Source organism: Nocardioides pantholopis (assembly GCF_003710085.1).
GTDB classification, from domain to species: Bacteria; Actinomycetota; Actinomycetes; order Propionibacteriales; family Nocardioidaceae; genus Nocardioides; species Nocardioides pantholopis.
The window spans coordinates 3009789-3026458 of the sequence record NZ_CP033324.1; the positions used below are offsets into that span (position 1 = coordinate 3009789).

Sequence of the window (16670 nt, forward strand, 5' to 3'; positions counted from 1 at the left end):
GGACCGGTAGGGTCGCCGTGGCTGATTCGGGAGGAGCATCGCAGGTGAGCTCAGAGCAGTACGACGTCGAGGGTGGACGTCCGCGCGGCGCGCGGATGCCCCGGCGGGAGCGTCGCGCCCAGCTGCTCTCCTCCGCCCTGGAGGTCTTCGTCGCCCAGGGCTACCACGCCGCCGCGATGGACGACATCGCCGAGCGCGCGGGCGTGTCCAAGCCGGTGCTCTACCAGCACTTCCCCGGCAAGCTCGACCTCTACCTGGCCCTGCTCGACGCCTCCTGCGACACGATCATCGGCAACTGCCGGGCGGCGCTGAAGTCGACCCAGGACAACAAGCTGCGGGTCGCGGCCGCGATCGACGCCTTCTACGACTACGTGGCCAGCGAGACCGGTGCCTTCCGGCTGGTCTTCGAGTCCGACCTGACCAGCGAGCCGGCGGTGCGCGAGCACACCGAGCGGGTCACCACCGACTGCGCCGCGATGATCGCCGAGGTGATCCAGGAGGACACCGACCTGCCCGGGCCGGCCGCCCGCCTGCTGGCGGTCTCCCTGGTGGGAATGGCCCAGGTCTCGGCGCGGTTCTGGCTCGCGGAGGCGGGCGGCATCAGCCGTCCCGACGCCGCCGCCCTGGTCGCGGGCCTCGCCTGGCGGGGCATCCGCGGCTATCCGCTCATCGATGAGCAGCACTGACCCACAGCACCAGCCACACCCAGCGCCCCGGGTTCCCGGGGCCGCTGCACCAGACCCAACTCAAGGAGGACCCGTGGAGGTCAAGATCGGCGTGCAGCACGCGCCGCGCGAGCTCGTTGTCGAGACCGAGCTGGACGGCCCCGCCGTCGAGCGGCTGCTCTCGGAGGCGGTGGCCGCCGAGGGCGTGTTCACCCTCGCCGACACCAAGGGCCGCAGCGTCATCATCCCCGCGTCGAAGATCGCCTACGTCGAGGTCGGCACGGGCGTCGTGGGACAGGTCGGCTTCCGGAGCTGACCCGGCTCCCGAACCGTTCCAAGCAGCGTCGATCCCGTGCTCGTCAGCGACCTTCTCTGGGCGCTCCTCGGCGGCAGCGGGATCGCGCTGCTCGGAACGTGGGCCTTGCCGGGCCACGGCGACGACGCGCCGCTGTGGCTGACAGTGCTGTGCGGCATCGGCGGGGTGGTCCTGGGCAACCTCGCCTACGTCAGCATCTTCGAGCCGACCACCCCGGGCCCGGACTGGTGGCGCCACGCCTGGCAGGTCGCCGGCGCGGTGGCGCTCGTCGCCGCGGCCGACCTGGCGCTGGTACGCCGGCGCCGCCGGTCGTCCGCGCCGCCGGCGGGCCCAGAGGAGTCTCGGCGCTGACGAGTCTCGGGCCGAGGACCGCTCAGCTGGCCAGGCCGAGCTCGGCCATCCGCTCGGCGTGCCGCTCGGTGAGCCGGGTGAACATCCGGCCGATCGCGGCCAGGTCCAGGCCCGGCCGGTCCACACCGCCGGCGAGCAGCGCCGAGAGCGCGTCCCGGTCCGCCACCACCCGCTGCGCCTGGGTCAGGGCCTCCCCCATCAGCCGCCGCGCCCACAGCGCCAGCCGGCCGCCGAGCCGCGGGTCGGCCGCGATCGCCGAGCGCACCCGGTCCACGACGAACGCCGCGTGCCCGGTCTCCTCGAGCGAGGCGACGACCAGGTCCCGGGTCCCGGGGTCGAGGTACGCCGCGACCTCCCGGTAGAAGTCGTCGGCCAGGCCGTCGCCGACGTACGCCTTGACCAGGCCCTCGAACCAGTCCGAGGGCGCCGTGTAGTCGTGGAACTCCTCGATCGGCCCGCGGAACGGCGTCATCGCCGCGAACGGGTCCGCGCCGAGCACCCGCAGCCGCTCGTGCAGGCGCCCCACCTTGGCGAACTCGGCGCTGGCCATCGTCTCGATGGCCACCTTGTCCTCCAGGGTCGGGGCGAGCTTGCCGTCCTCGACCAGCCGCTCGAACGCGGAGATCTCGCCGTACGCGATCGCGCCGAGCAGGTCCACCACTGCCTCGCGGTAGACCGGGTCCTGGATGGCCAGCGGCTCGTCGGTGGCTGCGTCCCGGTCCCCGACCGGGGTCACCGGCTCTTCCCGCGATGCAGTCATGGCCCGACCCTACCGATAGACTGGCCGGCGATAGTCCGTGGCGCCCCCCGTGGCGGCGCCGCCTGCATGTGCGCGGCTGATGCCGTCGTCTGGGTCACGAGCCTTCTCGATGAGTTCCGCCGCAACCGACACTCACTTCGGTCTGACGGCTGAAACTCACGAAAGAGACAAGACACTGACCACCACGTTCCGCGAGCTCGGAGTCCACGCCGAGATCTGCGACGCGCTCGAGCGCGCCGGCATCAGCACCCCCTTCGCCATCCAGGAGATGACGCTCTCGGTCGCCCTGATGGGCACCGACATGATCGGCCAGGCCCGCACGGGCACCGGCAAGACCCTCGCCTTCGGCATCCCGGTGCTGCAGCGCAGCGTCTCCCCCAAGGACCCCGACTACGCCCAGCTCCCCCAGGGCAAGCCGCAGGCCCTGATCGTGGCGCCGACCCGAGAGCTCGCGCTCCAGGTCTCCAGCGACCTCACCCTGGCCAGCGCCGACCGCGGCCTGCGCGTCCTGACCGTGTACGGCGGGGTCGGCTACGACTCCCAGCTCGAGGCGCTCGAGTCCGGCGTCGACATCGTCGTCGGCACGCCCGGCCGCCTCATCGACCTGGCCAACCGCCGCGCCCTCGACCTCTCGCACGTGCACGCGCTCGTGCTCGACGAGGCCGACGAGATGCTCGACCTGGGCTTCCTGCCCGACGTCGAGCGGATCCTCTCGATGACGCCCGAGACCCGCCAGACCATGCTGTTCTCGGCCACCATGCCCGCGGCGATCGTCGCGCTGGCCCGCACCCACATGCGGCACCCGATGAACATCCGCGCGGAGTCCTCCTACGAGAACGCCACGGTCCCGGCGACCGCGCAGTTCATCTACCAGGCCCACGACCTGGACAAGCCCGAGATCATCGGGCGGATCCTGCAGGCGGTGGACGTGGAGAAGATCATCGTCTTCACCCGCACCAAGCGCCAGGCGCAGCGGATCGCCGACGACCTCACCGAGCGCGGCTTCAAGGCCAGCCCGCTGCACGGCGACATGGCCCAGGTGGCGCGCGAGAAGGCGCTGACGAAGTTCCGCGAGGACAAGATCCAGGTCCTCGTCGCGACCGACGTGGCCGCCCGCGGCATCGACGTGCGCGGCGTCTCGCACGTCATCAACTACACCTGCCCCGAGGACGAGAAGACCTACATCCACCGCATCGGCCGCACCGGCCGCGCGGGGGCCTCCGGCATCGCTGTCACGTTCGTCGACTGGGCGGACCTGCACCGCTGGAAGATGATCAACAAGGCGCTCGACCTGCCCTTCGACGAGCCCCAGGAGACCTACTCCACCTCCGACCACCTGCTGCACGACATGGGCATCCCGCCCGGCACCAAGGGCCGCGTCGTCGACGCCGCCCCGGTGGAGCGCAAGCCGCGCGAGTCCCGCGACGAGCGCGGTGAGCGCGGTGAGCGCCGGGAGCGCAGCGGCGACCGCCCGGCCCGCAACCGCAGCCGGACCCGCACCCGCGGCGGCTCGACAGTGGCCGGCGACGCCCCGGCCCCGGCCACTGCTGCCGCTGCCGAGCCCGTCGCCGAGCAGCCCGCGGCCGCCCCCGCCGCCGACGGCGAGGCGCGCCCCAGCCGGAACCGGCGCCGGCGCCGGCGCTCCTCCGGCCCGGGCGGTTCGTCCGAGGCCGGCGGCTCGGCGCAGGACGCCGCACCCACGGGCGCCTGAGCCCCGGCACGACCTCCCGCGCCCTCCGGCCCGACTGCTCCGGCAGCCGGGCCGGTCGGCATTTGCCTGACGTTTTCTCCCGTGCCGGCGGGGTAGACCCAGGCGGTGAACCTGTGGTGGGGCTGGGCCCTCGTCCTCTGCCTGCTGATCAGCGCGGTGCTCGGCACGTGGGCGGCGCGCCGCGGCCCCCGCTCCCGGGTCCTGGTCGTCCCCTGGCTGCTGACGGGAGTCGCAGCGGCGTGCTCCGCCTTTCTCACCTGGGACGAGCTGACTGCCTCCGAGGACGAGCTGGCGGATGCCGTCGAGCAGGTGGCCGACCGGCTCGACGGAGAGAGCTTCGTGCTGCCGGCGGTGGAGCTGCGCCGTCAGGTGGGGGCGGAGCTCGGACATCCGGTCGACCTGGCCTCGCGCGTCGACACCGGTCCCCACACCGCCGAGCGGCAGGAGACTGCGTACGACGTCACGCTGCGCGCCCGGGACGGCGGCCCGGCCGGGTGCCTCACCGTCGTGGTCACGCGTGCGGACGACGGCCACCGGATGGCGGTGCGGGCCGCCGAGGGCCGGTGCGCGGCGAGCTGAGCGACGGCTCGGCGCCGTCGATCAGGGCGTGACGACGACAGTGGTGCCGAGCGGGGCGAACGCCCACAGCGCGCGGGCGTCGACCGGCCGCTGGCGGATGCAGCCGTGCGAGCGCGGGGTGCCGAGCTGGGCGACGGTCTGCACCCGGCGGCCGTCGTCGACCGGGATGTCGTGGAAGCCGATGGCGGCGCCGCTGGGGCCCTGGGTGAACCGGACGAAGTGCCGCATCGTCCCGGAGTCGTCGATGCCCACGGCGTCCTCGGAGCGGGAGTAGACCGTGTAGGTGCCGGGGTCGAGGTTGTCCTCGACGCTGCCCGAGACCGGGTAGGTCCGCTGCACCCGGCCCGAGCGCGTGACCAGCCAGACCCGCTGCCGCGACTGGCTGAACACGATCCGCCGTCCCTGGCCGGAGTCGGCGGGTACTGCCTCCGAGGAGGCGGCGGGTACTGCCTCCGGGGAGGCGGCGGGTGCCGCCTCCGGGGAGGCGGCGGCCGGCTCGGGGCTCGCGTCGACCTCCGGGCTCGCGACGACGTTCGGCGTCGGCGCGGCCACCGGCCCGGGCGAGTCCTCCGCCGTGGCGGCTCGGTTGGCTGCTCCCCTGGCTGTCTCCCCGCCCGGCGTCGGCAGCACGCCGCTCGCGCCCAGGACGGCCACGGCCGTCACCGCCAGCGAGGTCGCCAGGACCGAGATCCGGCCGTAGCGCGGCCGGACGGGCTGGGCACGGTGCTTGGCCACCGGGGTCACGACCGCCCGGCCGCGGCCCGCGGCGTCCGGCCGGCCCGGGCCACCAGGCCCTCGGCCACCGCGCGGTAGGCCTGGGCGCCCTTGCTGGTGCGGCTGGTGGCGAGGATCGAGCGGCCCGCGGCGGGCGCCTCGGCGAACTTGATCGTCTTCGGGATCGGGGGCCCGACGACCTCGAGGTCGTAGGTCTGCGAGATCGTCTCCAGCACCGTGCGCGCGTGGGTGGTCCGGCCGTCGTAGAGCGTCGGCAGCACGCCCCAGACCTCGAGCCCGCGGTTGGTGAACCGGCGTACGTCGTGGACGGTGTCGAGCAGCTGGCCCACCCCGCGGTGGGAGAGGGTCTCGCACTGCAGCGGCACCAGCACGCCGTCCGCGGCCGTGAGCCCCGCGACCGTCAGCACCCCGAGCGAGGGCGGGCAGTCCAGCAGCACCCAGTCGTACGGCGTCCGCAGGTCCGCGAGCGCGACCTTCAGCGCCTGCTCCCGACCGGTGCGGGTGAGCAGCTCGGCCTCCGCGCGCGCCAGGTCGATGGTCGCCGGCATCAGGTCCACGCCGTCCTCGGTGCCGAGCACCACCTCGTCGGGGGCGAGGCCGCCGGTCAGCACCTGGTGGACCGAGAGCTCCAGGTCCTCGGGGTCGATCCCCAGCGAGAACGTCAGGCACGCCTGCGGGTCGAGGTCGACGAGCAGCACCCGGTGGCCCAGCTCCGCGAGCGCAGCACCGAGGGAGGCGACCGAGGTCGTCTTGGCGACGCCGCCCTTCTGGTTCGCGACCGCGAGTGTGGTGGTCATCGGGGCCCATCATGCCGGACGCCGGGCCGGACGCCACTCAGCGACCTGCTTGACTTCCGTCATGCCCGACGCGACCTCCACTGCCCCCACCGCGCTGGTCACCGGCGCGACCGCCGGCATCGGCCTCTCCTTCGCCCACCAGCTCGCCCGTCGCGGCCACGACCTGGTGCTGGTCGCCCGCGACCGGGCCCGCCTGGACGAGGTGGCCACCGAGCTGCGCACGACGTACGGCGTGGAGGTGGAGGTGCTCCCCGCCGACCTCGCCGACCGCGAGCAGCTGGGCCGGGTCGAGCAGCGCCTGCGCGACCCAGAGCGGCCGGTCGACCTGCTGGTCAACAACGCGGGGTTCGGGCTCAAGGGCCGCTTCCTCGACAACGACATCGACGCCGAGACCGGGATGCTGGAGGTCCTGGTCACCGCGGTGCTGCGGCTCAGCCACGCCGCACTGGGCCCGATGTCCGAGCGGGGCCGCGGCGGGGTCATCAACGTCTCCAGCGTCGCGGCGTTCCTCCCCCGCGGCACCTACTCGGCCGCCAAGGCGTGGGTGAACAGCTTCAGCGAGTGGGCAGCGAACGAGTACCGCGACCGGGGCGTGCGGGTGATGGCGCTGTGCCCGGGCTTCACCAAGACCGAGTTCCACGCCCGGATGGAGGTCGGGCGCGGCTCGGCCCCGGACTTCCTGTGGCTCGACGCCGACGACCTGGTGGCCCAGGCACTGGCCGACTACGACCGGGGTCGGGTGTACTCGGTGCCCAGCACGCAGTACAAGGTGATCACCGGACTGGCGCGGGTGGTGCCGAACCGGGTGCTCCAGCGGCTCCAGGCCCTCGGCCGGAGGTGACCGCGGGCCGACCGCCCGGGCTCAGCCCTCGCCGGCGATGAACGCCCGGACTGCGTCGGCGACCAGCTGGACCGCGATGGCCGAGAGCAGCAGGCCGGCGATCCGGGTGACCAGCAGGACGCCGGACTCCCGGATCAGCCGCAGGATCGGCAGCGAGAACCGCATCGCCACCCACAGGCACGCGTGCATCGCGATCACGCCGATCGCCACCGCGGCGAACGTCGCGACGTCGTCGATGCGCTCGACGAACAGCATCACCGCCACGATCGCGCCCGGTCCGGCCAGCAGCGGGGTGGCCAGCGGGACGATCGCGACGTTGCCGGTGGCCGAGGTCGGCTCCTTCTCGTTGCCGGTCAGCAGCTCCAGCGCGATCAGCAGGAGCAGCAGCCCGCCGGCGCACTGCAGGGCCGGGAGCGAGATGTGCAGGTAGGACAGGATCTGCTGGCCGAAGATCGCGAAGGCCACGATCACGAAGAACGACACCCCGACCGCCTGGCCGGCCGCCCGGCGGGCGTAGTCCGCCGAGCGCCCGCTGGTCAGCGACAGGAAGATCGGGACGGTGCCGACGGGGTCCATGATCACGAAGAGCGTCACGAAGACCTCGACCAGCAGCACCGTGTCCAGCACGCTCACGGTCGGACGACCTCCGGGGTGCGGCGGCCGGACGCCGCCGAGGCGGCGGCAGCCAGGTCCAGCAGGCGGTGGTACTCCTCGGGTGCTGTGGTGTTGACGCCGAGGTCGTGGTCGAGCTTGCCGGCGCCGTGGTGGTCGCTGGACCCGGTGACGACCAGCCCGAGGTTGCGCGCGATCGCGCGCAGCTCGGCCCGGGTGGGCTCGTCGTGGTCCTGGTGGTCGACCTCGATCCCGGCCAGCCCGATCTCCTGCAGCTGCGCGAGGTCCTGCTCGTCGGGTCGTCGGCGGCTGCTGCGTCCCCAGGGGTGGGCCACGACCGTGACGCCGCCGGCGGCGGCGACGTGCCGGATCACGTCGACCAGCGGCGCGGCGTACCGGTCCACGTGGGCGGGACGCCCCCAGCCGAGGAAGCGGTCGAACGCCTCGGTGCGGTCCGCCACCACACCGCGGGCGACCAGGGCGTCGGCGACGTGCGGGCGGCCGGTGGCGGCGGTGCCGGCCGCGGCCCGGCGCACGTCCTCCTCGTCGATCCCGATGCCGAGCTCCCGCAGCCGGGCGATCATCGTCGGCACCCGGCCGCGCCGGCCCGCCAGGACCCGGTCCAGCTCCTCGACCAGCGGCGGGTACGTCGGGTCGGGCAGGTAGGCGAGCAGGTGCACGCCGTGGTCCTGGTGGCGGGTGCTGAGCTCCATGCCCCGCACCAGCTCCAGCCCCTGGCGCTCGGCGGCCTCGGCGGCCTCGGCCCAGCCGTCGGTGGTGTCGTGGTCGGTGAGCGCGAGCACGTCGAGGCCCGCGGCGACCGCCGCGCCGACGAGCTCGGTCGGGGTCTGGGTGCCATCGCTCGCCCGGGAGTGGGTGTGGAGGTCGATGCGCACCGGCCTACCTTAGGGGTGCGGGGCCTCCGACCCCCTGCCCGCACGAGCGTGAATCGACTCACGCGGCCCCTCACCAGGGTGGCCGCGGGCCTCCGAAGGAGAGCTCCACCAGCTGCGGGCCGAGCTCGGAGACGTCGCGCATGATCCAGTCCCCGGCCAGCAGCAGGATCGCGGACGCCGGCCGCAGCACCAGCCACAGCCAGCGTCCGTGCGCCTCCCCCACGACGACCGAGCGGTCCCACTCCCCCGCCCCGTCGTGGACCGAGACCGGCCACATCCGGACGGTCTGGCTGCCCAGGCGCACGACGACCGCCGGCGGCCCGAGGCCCACCTCCCCGCCGGCGTCGACGTGCCGGGTGCCGGCCACCCGCGCGCCGAGGCCGGTCCCGGGGTCCTCGGCCACCACGAGGACGTCGACCGGCCCGTCGAGGGCGGTGCTGCCGGAGCAGCCGGTCACCGTCGCGACCGCGCGGCCGGGCTCGCCGACCGAGGCGACGTCGGTGACCTGCCACCCGGGACCCAGCGGCCAGGGCAGGTAGGTCGGGAGGTTCGCCGAGCGTCCGAGGTGCTCGACGAAGCACTCGTAGCCGGCCTCGGCCGGGCGCCACAGCGGCGGGACCGGGCCGTGCTCGGGACAGCACCACCCGCCGGCGGGCGTCGACCGGGCGACCGGGATCGGGCAACGCGGGCAGCCGGCCTCCAGCGACATCCTCCCACCGTGGCCAGCCGGCCCCAGTCCGTCAAGCCCAGCCCGTGACCCCCGGGCCGCGCGGTTCCCGCCCGCGGCGGGGGCGCGCGTGCGACGATCCCGCCCATGACACCGACGCTGCGTCGGGCCCGGGCCGCGGTCCTGGCCGGCTTCGGCGTGCAGGGCCTGGTCCTGATCAGCCTCACCACCCGGCTCCCGGACTTCGCCGAGCGGTGGGACCTCTCCGAGCTCGAGCTCTCCGGGCTGCTGCTGATGATGGTGCTGCTGGCCGGGGTCGGCTCGGTGCTGGCGGAGTCCGTGGCCCGCCGCCACGACAGCGCCCGGGTGCTGCGCACCGGGCTGCTGCTCGTCGGGGCGGCCGTCGGCGTGCTCGCCCTGGCTCCGGCAGCCGGCGTCTTCGCCGCCGCCCTGGCCGCCTACGGGGTGGCGCTCGGACTGGTCGATGCCGGCACGAACATGCAGGCGGTGGCGCTCGAGCACCGCTACGACCGCCCGCTGCTGCCGTCCTTCCACGGGGCGTGGACGTTGGGTGGCGTGGTCGGCGCCGGCCTGACCCTGGCCACCAGCGGCCTCCCGACCGAGGTGGCCGCGGCGCTCGCGGTGGTGCCGCTGACCGTCGCGCTCGGGGCCGGGTTCCTGCCCGGCGACCGCGGGGCGCCGACCCGCCTCACCGCGGCGCAGGTGGCTGTCCCGTGGCGCCCGATCGCGCTCGTCGGGGTCGCGATGGTGCTCTTTTACATGGTCGACACCGCCGCCACCACCTGGGGCCCCGTCTACCTCGACGAGGTCGTTGAGAGCCCCGAGGGCCTGGTGGCCCTGGCGACGCTGCCGTACCTGGTGGCCAGCGGGCTGGTGCGCCTGGGCGGGGACCGGCTGGTCGCCCGGTGGGGGCCGGCCCGGGTGCTGCGGGTCGGCGCACTCCTCGCCGCGCTGGCCCTCGCCGTCGTCGTCGCCGCCCCGTCCTGGCCGGTCGCCGTGCTCGGCTTCACGCTGCTGGGTGCCGGCGTCTCGGTGATCGCCCCGCTGAGCTTCTCCGCCGCGGCCCGCCTCGCGGCCGGCTCGGGCCTGGACCCGGCCGTGCGCCGGGCCCGCGTCGACGCGGTGATCGCGCGCTTCAACCAGTTCAACTACGTCGGCGCGCTGCTCGGCTCCGTGCTGACCGGCGTGGTCGGCGCCGGGTCGCTGCGCGTGGGCTTCGCGGTGCCGATGGTGCTGGTGCTCGCGATGGTGCCGCTCGCGCGGGTCTTCGTGGTTCCGCGCCCGGCCCCCGCATCGGCCGCGGGCTGACCCGGCGGAGGTAGCCTGCCACGGCCAGCTCCCGATCCCCGGAGGTCCCCCGTGTCGCCCGTCCAGCCCCCGTCCGCCCAGGTCCGGGACGAGGCCACCCGCCGGCTTGCCGCGCTGGCGACCCCCGCGGGCGCCCTGGGCCGCCTGGGCGACCTGGCGGTCTGGGTCGCCGCCACCCAGGGGTCGGCGGTCCCGGCACCCCTGGAGCGCGTCCGGGCCGTCGTCTTCGCCGGTGACCACGGGGTCGCCGCGCACGGCGTCTCGGCGTACCCGGCGGAGGTGACCGCCGCCATGGTCCGCACGATGGCCTCCGGCCGCGCGGTCGTCTCGGCGCTGGCCGCGCAGCACGGCGTCGCCCTGCGGCTGCTCGACCTCGGGGTGGCCGGCGACCTCACCGGCCTGGACCCGCGCATCGGGGCCCGCAAGGTACGCCGCAGCAGTGGCGCGATCCACCTCGAGGACGCGTTGAGCCCCGAGGAGACCCGGGCCTCCATCGGCGTCGGCGAGGCCGTCGCCGCGGAGGAGATCGCCGCCGGCGCCCAACTGCTCGTCGGCGGCGACATGGGCATCGGCAACACCACCCCGGCGGCCGCCCTCATCGCGGCCTCGCTCGGCCTGCCGGCCAGCGAGGTCACCGGCCGCGGCACCGGCGTCGACGAGGCGGGGCTGGCGCACAAGACCGCCGTCGTCCAGCAGGCCCTGGACCGGGCCGGCGACCGGGTCGCTGACCCGATCGAGACCCTCGCCGCCCTGGGCAGCGCCGACCTCGCCGCCCAGGCGGCGTACCTCGCCGCGGCGGCCCGCGCCGGCGTACCCGTGCTGCTCGACGGGGTCATCTCGGTGGCCGCGGCGGTCCTCGCCGACCGGCTGGCACCCGGCGCCGCCGCCTGGTTCGCGGCCGGGCACCGGTCCACCGAGCCCGCCCAGGCGCTGGCCCTCGACAAGCTCGGGCTGGACCCGGTCCTCGACCTCGACATGCGGCTGGGTGAGGGCAGCGGGGCGCTGCTCGCGCTGCCGGTGCTGCGCTCGGCGGCGCTGGTGCTGCGCGACGTCGCGCTGCTCTCCGAGGTGCTTGGTTGACCCACGCGGCCCTGGACCCGCTCCGCTTCGCGGTCGGCACGCTGACCGCGATCCCGGTCCGGCCGCCGGCCTCGTTCGAGCGACGGGTCACCGTGCCCGGGATGCTGCTCGCCCCGGTGGCCGTGCTGCCGCTGGGGCTGCTGGTGGCCGGGGTGCTGTGGGGCGGGCGCGAGCTCGGGCTGGCGCCGCTCGCGGTCGCCGCCGCTGCCATCGCCGCCCTGGCCCTGGGCTCCCGCGGGTTCCACCTCGACGGGCTCGCGGACACCACCGACGCCCTGGCCAGCTCCTACGACGCCGAGCGGTCGCTGGCGGTGATGAAGCGCGGCGACACCGGGCCGGCGGGCGCCGCGGCGATCGCGCTGGTGCTAGCCGTCCAGGTCGGTGCGGCCGCCGCACTCCTCGCGCCGGCCTGGGGACCGGTGCTGGCGGGGGCGCTGGTGTGCGCCTCCCGCGGGGTCGCCGTCGTGCTCTGCGTGCGCGGCCTGCCGCCGGCCCGCAAGACCGGGCTCGCGGCGAGCTACGTGTCCTCGGTGCCGCCGGCGGCGATCGTCGGCCTGTGGCTGGTCCTGGCCGCGGCGCTGTGCGCCGTCGCCGCCCTCGCCGACCTGCCGTGGTGGCGCGGCCTGCTCTGCGCGGCGGTCGCCCTGGCCGCGGTCGCCTGGCTGGCCCGGCGCGCCGTACGCCGCTTCGGCGGCGTCGCCGGCGACGTCATGGGCGCCGCGATCGAGGTCGCGCTCGCCCTGATGCTGCTCGCCGCGACCTGACCGTTCCGCTGACCCGGCAGAAATGGTCGCGCCAGACCCGCCGACCCGGCAGAAATGGTCGCTCGGGTGCGACCAGAACTGCCGGGTCGGCGTACTCCGCGCGACCAGAACTGCCGGGTCGGCGTACGGGTCAGTCGGTCTGGGGGCCGGGCCAGTTCTTGTCCGGCACCGGGCGGGGGCGGCCGGGCTGGTCGCCGCCGCGCTCGTCGAGGTAGGCACGGGTCGGCACCATCACCTTGCGGCGGAAGATGCACACGACAGTGCCGTCCTGCTTGTAGCCGATGGTCTCGACGGTGACCACGCCACGGTCGTCGCGGCTCTTGGACGGCACCTTCTCCAGGACCGTGGTCTCGCCGTAGATCGTGTCCCCGTGGAAGGTCGGCGCGACGTGGCGCAGCGACTCGACCTCGAGGTTCGCGATCGCCTTGCCGGAGACGTCGGCGACGCTCATGCCGAGCAGGATCGAGTAGATGTAGTTGCCGACCACGACGTTCTTCTTGAACTGGGTCGTCTCCACTGCATAGTTCTCGTCGATGTGCAGCGGGTGGTGGTTCATCGTGAGCAGGCTGAACAGGTGGTCGTCGTACTCGGTGACCGTCTTGCCCGGCCAGTGCTTGTACGTCGCGCCGACCTCGAACTCCTCGTAGCTGCGACCGAACTGCACGGGTGCTCCTCAACCTCGACGGACCGGCTCCGGGGCCGGCGGGTGGGCCTCATCTTGGCCGAACGCGAACCGCACGCGGGAGAGGCTCCCGCGTGCGGTTCGTCACGCTCGTGACCGGCGTCCGGGGGCGCCGACCCGGGACGCTCAGGACCCGCCCCCACCCGCCTTGCGGCGGTGCATCCGCGGCCCGCCGCCGACGACCTCCGAGCCGTGCGCCTTCTCGCGCACCGGACCCGCCTGGGGCACGCCCCGGTCGTTCGCCTGCTTGCGCTCGAGGGCCTCCCGCATCCGGGACTTGAGGTCCTCCGCGCTGTCGTCTTCTCGCGGTTCGGTCATGGGGTCCTCCGAGGTCGTGACGGGTAGGGGCCCTCCCACCCTTCCAGGCGCGGGCGGAGCCGTCGACCGGGTAACCGACCCGCGGACCCCGGCCGGGTCAGCGCAGGGCCAGGGCCCGGTCGAGGGGGTCGGCCAGCGACGCGGCGTACTCCAGGGTCAGGTGGCCGTAGTCGCGGCGGGTGATGAAGTCGCCGACCACGACCGGGCACTCGCCGTAGGCACAGAACCACTGCCGGGTCTCGACGTGCTCGGCCCCGGCCCGCTCCGCCGCCCGCTTGGCCGCGTCCCGCATCCGCATCGACCGGCCGTTCGGCTTCGCCAGCCCGTCGCCGAGCGTGGCGCCGCGGCGGGAGATGTCGCTGGGGTGCGTGCGCAGCCGCGGTACGTCGGCCAGCACGACCACCCGCTCCGCGAGCGGCCGGAGCGAGGCGAGCCGCTCGGTGAGCCCGTCCTCGAGCAGGCGAGCCACCTCGGCGGTGTCGGAGACCCGCTCGCCGTCCGGGCCGACGTAGGCGCCGACTGTGTCGTTGGAGAGCACTGTGACGTCGGGCCGCAGCTGCTCGACCTGCTCCTGGGACCAGGCGTGGAACGCCGCGCACTCCTCGTCCGGGGCGTCGTCGACGGCCGACCAGGGCTGCACCGACGCGGCGTTGCAGCCGGCCAGCACCAGGAAGTACGCCCGGTAGCCGTGCTTGCGGGCGATCCCGTCGAGCACCTCGGCCCAGTGCCGCCCGTGGGAGTCGCCGAGGACCACGAGGACCTTCTCACCGTCGGGGTCTCCGCGCGGGCACAGCGGCAGCGGATAGTCCTGGCCCGAGTAGGAGCACTCCCCCAGGTCGGCCGCCACCCGGTCGGACAGCCCGAGCGCGGCGGGCCGCAGCGGGCTGGGCACCTCGGCGTCGGCGCGGCCGGCCAGCACCGACGCCTGCACCAGCGCGACGTGCGGGTCCTTCGCCAGGCCCCGGTCGGCGTACGCCGCGGCGGTGACCGGAGGCCGGGGCTGGGCGAAGTCGTGGACCACGACGGTGTGCACCACCGCCAGGACGACGCCGAGGGCGGCCAGCGAGGCCGGGTAGAGCACCAGGCCGCGGCGCCGGCCGCGCAGGAGCTGCGTGTGCCGCACCGGGTTCTCGACGAAGCGGTAGGAGAGGTCCGAGAGCACGAGCGCCAGCAGCACCGCGGCCAGGGCCTGCCACCCGGAGAGCCCGCGCACCTCGAGCAGGGCGGCGCCGAGGACCAGCACCGGCCAGTGCCAGAGGTAGAGCGAGTAGGAGCGGTCGCCGACCCAGCGCAGCGGCGCCACCGAGAGCGCCCGGGCGGGCCCCCAGCGCACCGGCGCGTCCCCGCAGGCCAGCAGCGCGCCCGCGCCGAGGACCGGGAGCAGCGCGGGCCAGCCCGGCACCCGGGTCGCCTCGGTGAACAGCAGCGCGCTCGCTGCCACGGCCGCCAGGCCGGCCCAGGCCAGCAGGCCGCGGACGGCTGCCGGGCGACGTGCCACCCAGGGCATGGCGGCGGCCAGGCCGGCGCCCAGGCCCAGCTCCCAGACCCGGGCCGCTGTGGAGAAGTAGGTACCGGTCGGGTCGGCGGCGACGCCGCGCACCGCCAACGCGAACGAGGCGAGGCTGAGCAGCGCGATCGTGGCCAGGGCGGCCCGGCGTACGGCGCCCGCACCGGGCGTGGCCGGTGCTGACGATCCCGCGCGGGCGCGCCGCCGCAGGAGCAGCACCAGGACGACCAGGAGCAGCGGCCAGACCAGGTAGAACTGCTCCTCCACGGCCAGCGACCAGTAGTGCTGGATCGGGGAGGTGCTCTCGTCCTGGGCCCAGTAGTCGGTCTCGTCGCGCGCGAACTTGATGTTCGCCGCGAAGAACGCCGCCCAGATGCTGTCCTGCACCAGGCGGAGCAGGTCGGCACCGGCCAGGATCAGGTAGCCCGCGACCGCCGTGACCGCCAGGACGAGCGAGGCGGCCGGCAGGATCCGGCGGGCCCGGCGGGCGTAGAACCCGGCGAGCGAGACGGTGCCGCTGCGCTCGACCTCGGCCAGCAGCAGGCCGGTGATCAGGAACCCCGAGACCACCAGGAAGACGTCGACGCCGATGAACCCGCCGTGCAGCGGACCCAGACCGGCATGGTCGGCGACCACGAGCAGGACCGCGACGGCGCGCAGGCCCTGGATGTCACCGCGGAAGCCGCGCCGAGCGCCGCTCCCGGCGTCGGCCGCCGCGCCGTCCCCCTGCGAGGACGCGCGGCGACCGGCGCGCACGCGGGGGATCAATTCAATTCGAACCAGTCAGGCATCGGAGTCGGGGTCTGGGAGCGCCCGTCGGCGTCGTTCCTGCCGAAGTTCGAGGAGAACGCGTACCCGGCCGACGGCGAGGCGTAGAGGCGGTTCACGTGGCGGATGTAGCGGCGCGAGAGGCCCTTCATCCGGATCCAGATCTCGTCGCTGGTCTGCGCCCGGGTGCTCCAGTTCGGGGAGCCGGTGAACACGACGTTCGCGGTCTTGGAGCCGTTGTAGCCGCCGTTGATCGCGAGGTACTTCATGTGCAGGTACCGCTCCGGCACGCCGTCGCGGTTCGTGTCCGGGGCCAGGGAGCGGGTAGCGATCGGGCCGCGGCCGGCGGTGCTGCGCAGCTTGGCGTTGATCCCGCGGCCGGACTGAGTGGTGACGATCTTGACGTCGCAGCCGCCGTTGTACAGCCGGCGAACCTGCTTGGCGATCTGGTCGCCGTAGGAGTCGTACCAGCCGGCGATCGCGATCCGGATCACCGTGCGGCCGTTGCCGTTGCCGTTGCGCCGCGGGATGCCCTTGCAGGTGACCTTGCGCAGCTCGGCGGCGACCGGGTTGCGGTTGCGCGCGGGGAACAGCGTGACGCGGTACTTGCCGAGGTCGGTGACCTGGTAGGGGTTCTTCTTGCGGATGTCGCGGGCGTACTCGCCGAAGACCTTGCCGAGCTTGGTGTAGAGCTTGGCGTCCCGGGTGGTGACCAGGTCGTTCCACTGCCGCTGGATCGCGGCCGTGGTGAGGTTCAGCGAGCCGAACATGCTGACGTTGCGGGCCCCGCGGATCCGGCTGAAGAGCAGGAACTTCGAGTGCATCACCTTCGCGCTGCTGCGGCAGCCGCCGGTGCACTTGCGCGCCCAGCTGTCGTCCTTGCGGTTCTTGTTCAGCTGCTTGCGCAGGTAGGAGAAGTTCGGGTTCTCCACGCTGCCGGCGACGACCATCTGCACGGTCACGCCGCGGCGGCGGGCCGCGATCAGCGCGCTGGCCAGCTGGCGGTTGTCGAAGTTCCAGACCGCGATCCGGATCGAGCCCGAGCGGTGGGTCGAGCGGATCGAGCGCAGCACCTGGTTGTGGATCACGCGCTTGCGCTTCGCCACGGTCGGGTCGCTGAAGATGACCCCGTTCTTCGGAGTCCAGCCCCCGGCCTTCTTCTTGGCCTCGGCCACGGGCGCCTGGCCGGCCGCGACCGGCGCGGCTCCGGCGGGGACTGCGAGAACCACGGAGAGGATCGCCGCAGTCGCGGCGACCGCCACGGATCGGAAGACAGACATGCAGGGAACTCC

Annotated in this window: 19 protein-coding genes; 9 read left to right on the forward strand and 10 right to left on the reverse strand. The window is 74.4% G+C overall.

Annotation, left to right across the window (positions count from 1 at the left end):
* Window positions 1–95: 95 nt before the first annotated feature.
* The 3 genes from EBO35_RS14450 to EBO35_RS14460 all read left to right on the forward strand — a co-directional run bounded on the left by EBO35_RS14450 (window position 96) and on the right by EBO35_RS14460 (window position 1332).
* On the forward strand, window positions 96–686 hold the full coding sequence (locus EBO35_RS14450; RefSeq protein ID WP_122819810.1) for a TetR/AcrR family transcriptional regulator: 591 nt from the start codon (window positions 96–98) through the stop codon (window positions 684–686).
* Between the two features lie 73 nt (window positions 687–759).
* Window positions 760–981 (forward strand): DUF3107 domain-containing protein, encoded by a 222-nt coding sequence (locus EBO35_RS14455; RefSeq protein ID WP_122818327.1) that lies wholly within the window; start codon window positions 760–762, stop codon window positions 979–981.
* A 36-nt stretch (window positions 982–1017) separates the two neighbouring features.
* Window positions 1018–1332, forward strand: coding sequence for a hypothetical protein (locus tag EBO35_RS14460; protein ID WP_206422573.1), 315 nt, complete (start codon window positions 1018–1020; stop codon window positions 1330–1332).
* A gap of 22 nt (window positions 1333–1354) precedes the next feature.
* On the opposite strand, the gene EBO35_RS14465 is transcribed toward EBO35_RS14460, so the two are convergent.
* Complete coding sequence (locus tag EBO35_RS14465) at window positions 1355–2092, reverse strand: ferritin-like fold-containing protein (protein WP_122818328.1); 738 nt, start codon at window positions 2090–2092, stop codon at window positions 1355–1357.
* Between the two features lie 109 nt (window positions 2093–2201).
* Here EBO35_RS14465 and EBO35_RS14470 point away from each other — a divergent pair, with 109 nt between their 5' ends.
* Both EBO35_RS14470 and EBO35_RS14475 read left to right on the forward strand, forming a co-directional pair.
* Window positions 2202–3803 (forward strand): DEAD/DEAH box helicase, encoded by a 1602-nt coding sequence (locus tag EBO35_RS14470; protein WP_122818329.1) that lies wholly within the window; start codon window positions 2202–2204, stop codon window positions 3801–3803.
* 105 nt (window positions 3804–3908) lie between these two features.
* Window positions 3909–4382, forward strand: coding sequence for a hypothetical protein (locus tag EBO35_RS14475; RefSeq protein ID WP_122818330.1), 474 nt, complete (start codon window positions 3909–3911; stop codon window positions 4380–4382).
* Between the two features lie 21 nt (window positions 4383–4403).
* Here the strand turns inward: EBO35_RS14475 and EBO35_RS14480 are convergent, their stop codons facing one another.
* A complete protein-coding gene (locus tag EBO35_RS14480; protein WP_164477981.1) occupies window positions 4404–5117 on the reverse strand; it encodes a L,D-transpeptidase in 714 nt (237 codons plus the stop codon).
* 5 nt (window positions 5118–5122) lie between these two features.
* Complete coding sequence (locus EBO35_RS14485; RefSeq protein WP_122818332.1) at window positions 5123–5914, reverse strand: ParA family protein; 792 nt, start codon at window positions 5912–5914, stop codon at window positions 5123–5125.
* Window positions 5915–5975: 61 nt separating this feature from the next.
* Between EBO35_RS14485 and EBO35_RS14490 the strand changes: the two genes are divergently transcribed.
* Window positions 5976–6755, forward strand: coding sequence for an SDR family NAD(P)-dependent oxidoreductase (locus EBO35_RS14490; RefSeq protein ID WP_122818333.1), 780 nt, complete (start codon window positions 5976–5978; stop codon window positions 6753–6755).
* A gap of 21 nt (window positions 6756–6776) precedes the next feature.
* On the opposite strand, the gene EBO35_RS14495 is transcribed toward EBO35_RS14490, so the two are convergent.
* The 3 genes from EBO35_RS14495 to EBO35_RS14505 form a co-directional block, all read right to left on the reverse strand.
* On the reverse strand, window positions 6777–7388 hold the full coding sequence (locus EBO35_RS14495) for a MarC family protein (RefSeq protein ID WP_241153709.1): 612 nt from the start codon (window positions 7386–7388) through the stop codon (window positions 6777–6779).
* Window positions 7385–8263 carry a PHP domain-containing protein gene (locus tag EBO35_RS14500; protein ID WP_122818334.1) on the reverse strand — a complete coding sequence of 293 codons (879 nt, stop codon included), beginning with the start codon at window positions 8261–8263 and terminating at the stop codon, window positions 7385–7387. The genes EBO35_RS14495 and EBO35_RS14500 overlap by 4 nt, the downstream gene beginning before the upstream one ends.
* A 70-nt stretch (window positions 8264–8333) precedes the next feature.
* Entirely contained in the window at window positions 8334–8972 is a 639-nt protein-coding gene (locus tag EBO35_RS14505; RefSeq protein WP_164477982.1) for a DUF6758 family protein, read from the reverse strand.
* A gap of 105 nt (window positions 8973–9077) precedes the next feature.
* Between EBO35_RS14505 and EBO35_RS14510 the strand changes: the two genes are divergently transcribed.
* Genes EBO35_RS14510 through EBO35_RS14520 form a run of 3 tightly spaced genes read left to right on the forward strand, consistent with a single transcriptional unit; the run spans window position 9078 to window position 12103 of the window.
* Window positions 9078–10259 (forward strand): MFS transporter, encoded by a 1182-nt coding sequence (locus tag EBO35_RS14510; protein WP_122818335.1) that lies wholly within the window; start codon window positions 9078–9080, stop codon window positions 10257–10259.
* A 51-nt stretch (window positions 10260–10310) separates the two neighbouring features.
* Window positions 10311–11339, forward strand: coding sequence for a nicotinate-nucleotide--dimethylbenzimidazole phosphoribosyltransferase (gene cobT / locus EBO35_RS14515; protein ID WP_122818336.1), 1029 nt, complete (start codon window positions 10311–10313; stop codon window positions 11337–11339).
* A complete protein-coding gene (locus EBO35_RS14520) occupies window positions 11336–12103 on the forward strand; it encodes an adenosylcobinamide-GDP ribazoletransferase (RefSeq protein ID WP_241153710.1) in 768 nt (255 codons plus the stop codon). Before cobT ends, EBO35_RS14520 begins: the two co-directional genes overlap by 4 nt.
* A gap of 130 nt (window positions 12104–12233) precedes the next feature.
* Here the strand turns inward: EBO35_RS14520 and EBO35_RS14525 are convergent, their stop codons facing one another.
* From EBO35_RS14525 to EBO35_RS14540, 4 genes are all read right to left on the reverse strand, one after another.
* Entirely contained in the window at window positions 12234–12767 is a 534-nt protein-coding gene (locus EBO35_RS14525) for a MaoC family dehydratase (RefSeq protein WP_122818337.1), read from the reverse strand.
* Window positions 12768–12911: 144 nt separating this feature from the next.
* On the reverse strand, window positions 12912–13103 hold the full coding sequence (locus tag EBO35_RS14530; protein ID WP_122818338.1) for a DUF5302 domain-containing protein: 192 nt from the start codon (window positions 13101–13103) through the stop codon (window positions 12912–12914).
* Window positions 13104–13200: 97 nt separating this feature from the next.
* Window positions 13201–15366, reverse strand: coding sequence for an acyltransferase family protein (locus EBO35_RS14535; protein ID WP_164477983.1), 2166 nt, complete (start codon window positions 15364–15366; stop codon window positions 13201–13203).
* Window positions 15367–15374: 8 nt separating this feature from the next.
* A complete protein-coding gene (locus EBO35_RS14540; protein ID WP_122818340.1) occupies window positions 15375–16658 on the reverse strand; it encodes a phospholipase D-like domain-containing protein in 1284 nt (427 codons plus the stop codon).
* Window positions 16659–16670 lie beyond the last annotated feature (12 nt).

What these genes read in the sequence shown, in the direction of transcription:
- EBO35_RS14450 (WP_122819810.1), top strand. Translation starts at nt 96, where the DNA reads ATGCCCCGGCGGGAGCGTCGCGCCCAGCTGCTCTCCTCCGCCCTGGAG.
- EBO35_RS14465 (WP_122818328.1), bottom strand. Translation starts at nt 2,092, where the DNA reads ATGACTGCATCGCGGGAAGAGCCGGTGACCCCGGTCGGGGACCGGGAC.
- EBO35_RS14470 (WP_122818329.1), top strand. Translation starts at nt 2,202, where the DNA reads ATGAGTTCCGCCGCAACCGACACTCACTTCGGTCTGACGGCTGAAACT.
- EBO35_RS14485 (WP_122818332.1), bottom strand. Translation starts at nt 5,914, where the DNA reads ATGACCACCACACTCGCGGTCGCGAACCAGAAGGGCGGCGTCGCCAAG.
- EBO35_RS14490 (WP_122818333.1), top strand. Translation starts at nt 5,976, where the DNA reads ATGCCCGACGCGACCTCCACTGCCCCCACCGCGCTGGTCACCGGCGCG.
- EBO35_RS14505 (WP_164477982.1), bottom strand. Translation starts at nt 8,972, where the DNA reads ATGTCGCTGGAGGCCGGCTGCCCGCGTTGCCCGATCCCGGTCGCCCGG.
- EBO35_RS14510 (WP_122818335.1), top strand. Translation starts at nt 9,078, where the DNA reads ATGACACCGACGCTGCGTCGGGCCCGGGCCGCGGTCCTGGCCGGCTTC.
- EBO35_RS14530 (WP_122818338.1), bottom strand. Translation starts at nt 13,103, where the DNA reads ATGACCGAACCGCGAGAAGACGACAGCGCGGAGGACCTCAAGTCCCGG.
- EBO35_RS14540 (WP_122818340.1), bottom strand. Translation starts at nt 16,658, where the DNA reads ATGTCTGTCTTCCGATCCGTGGCGGTCGCCGCGACTGCGGCGATCCTC.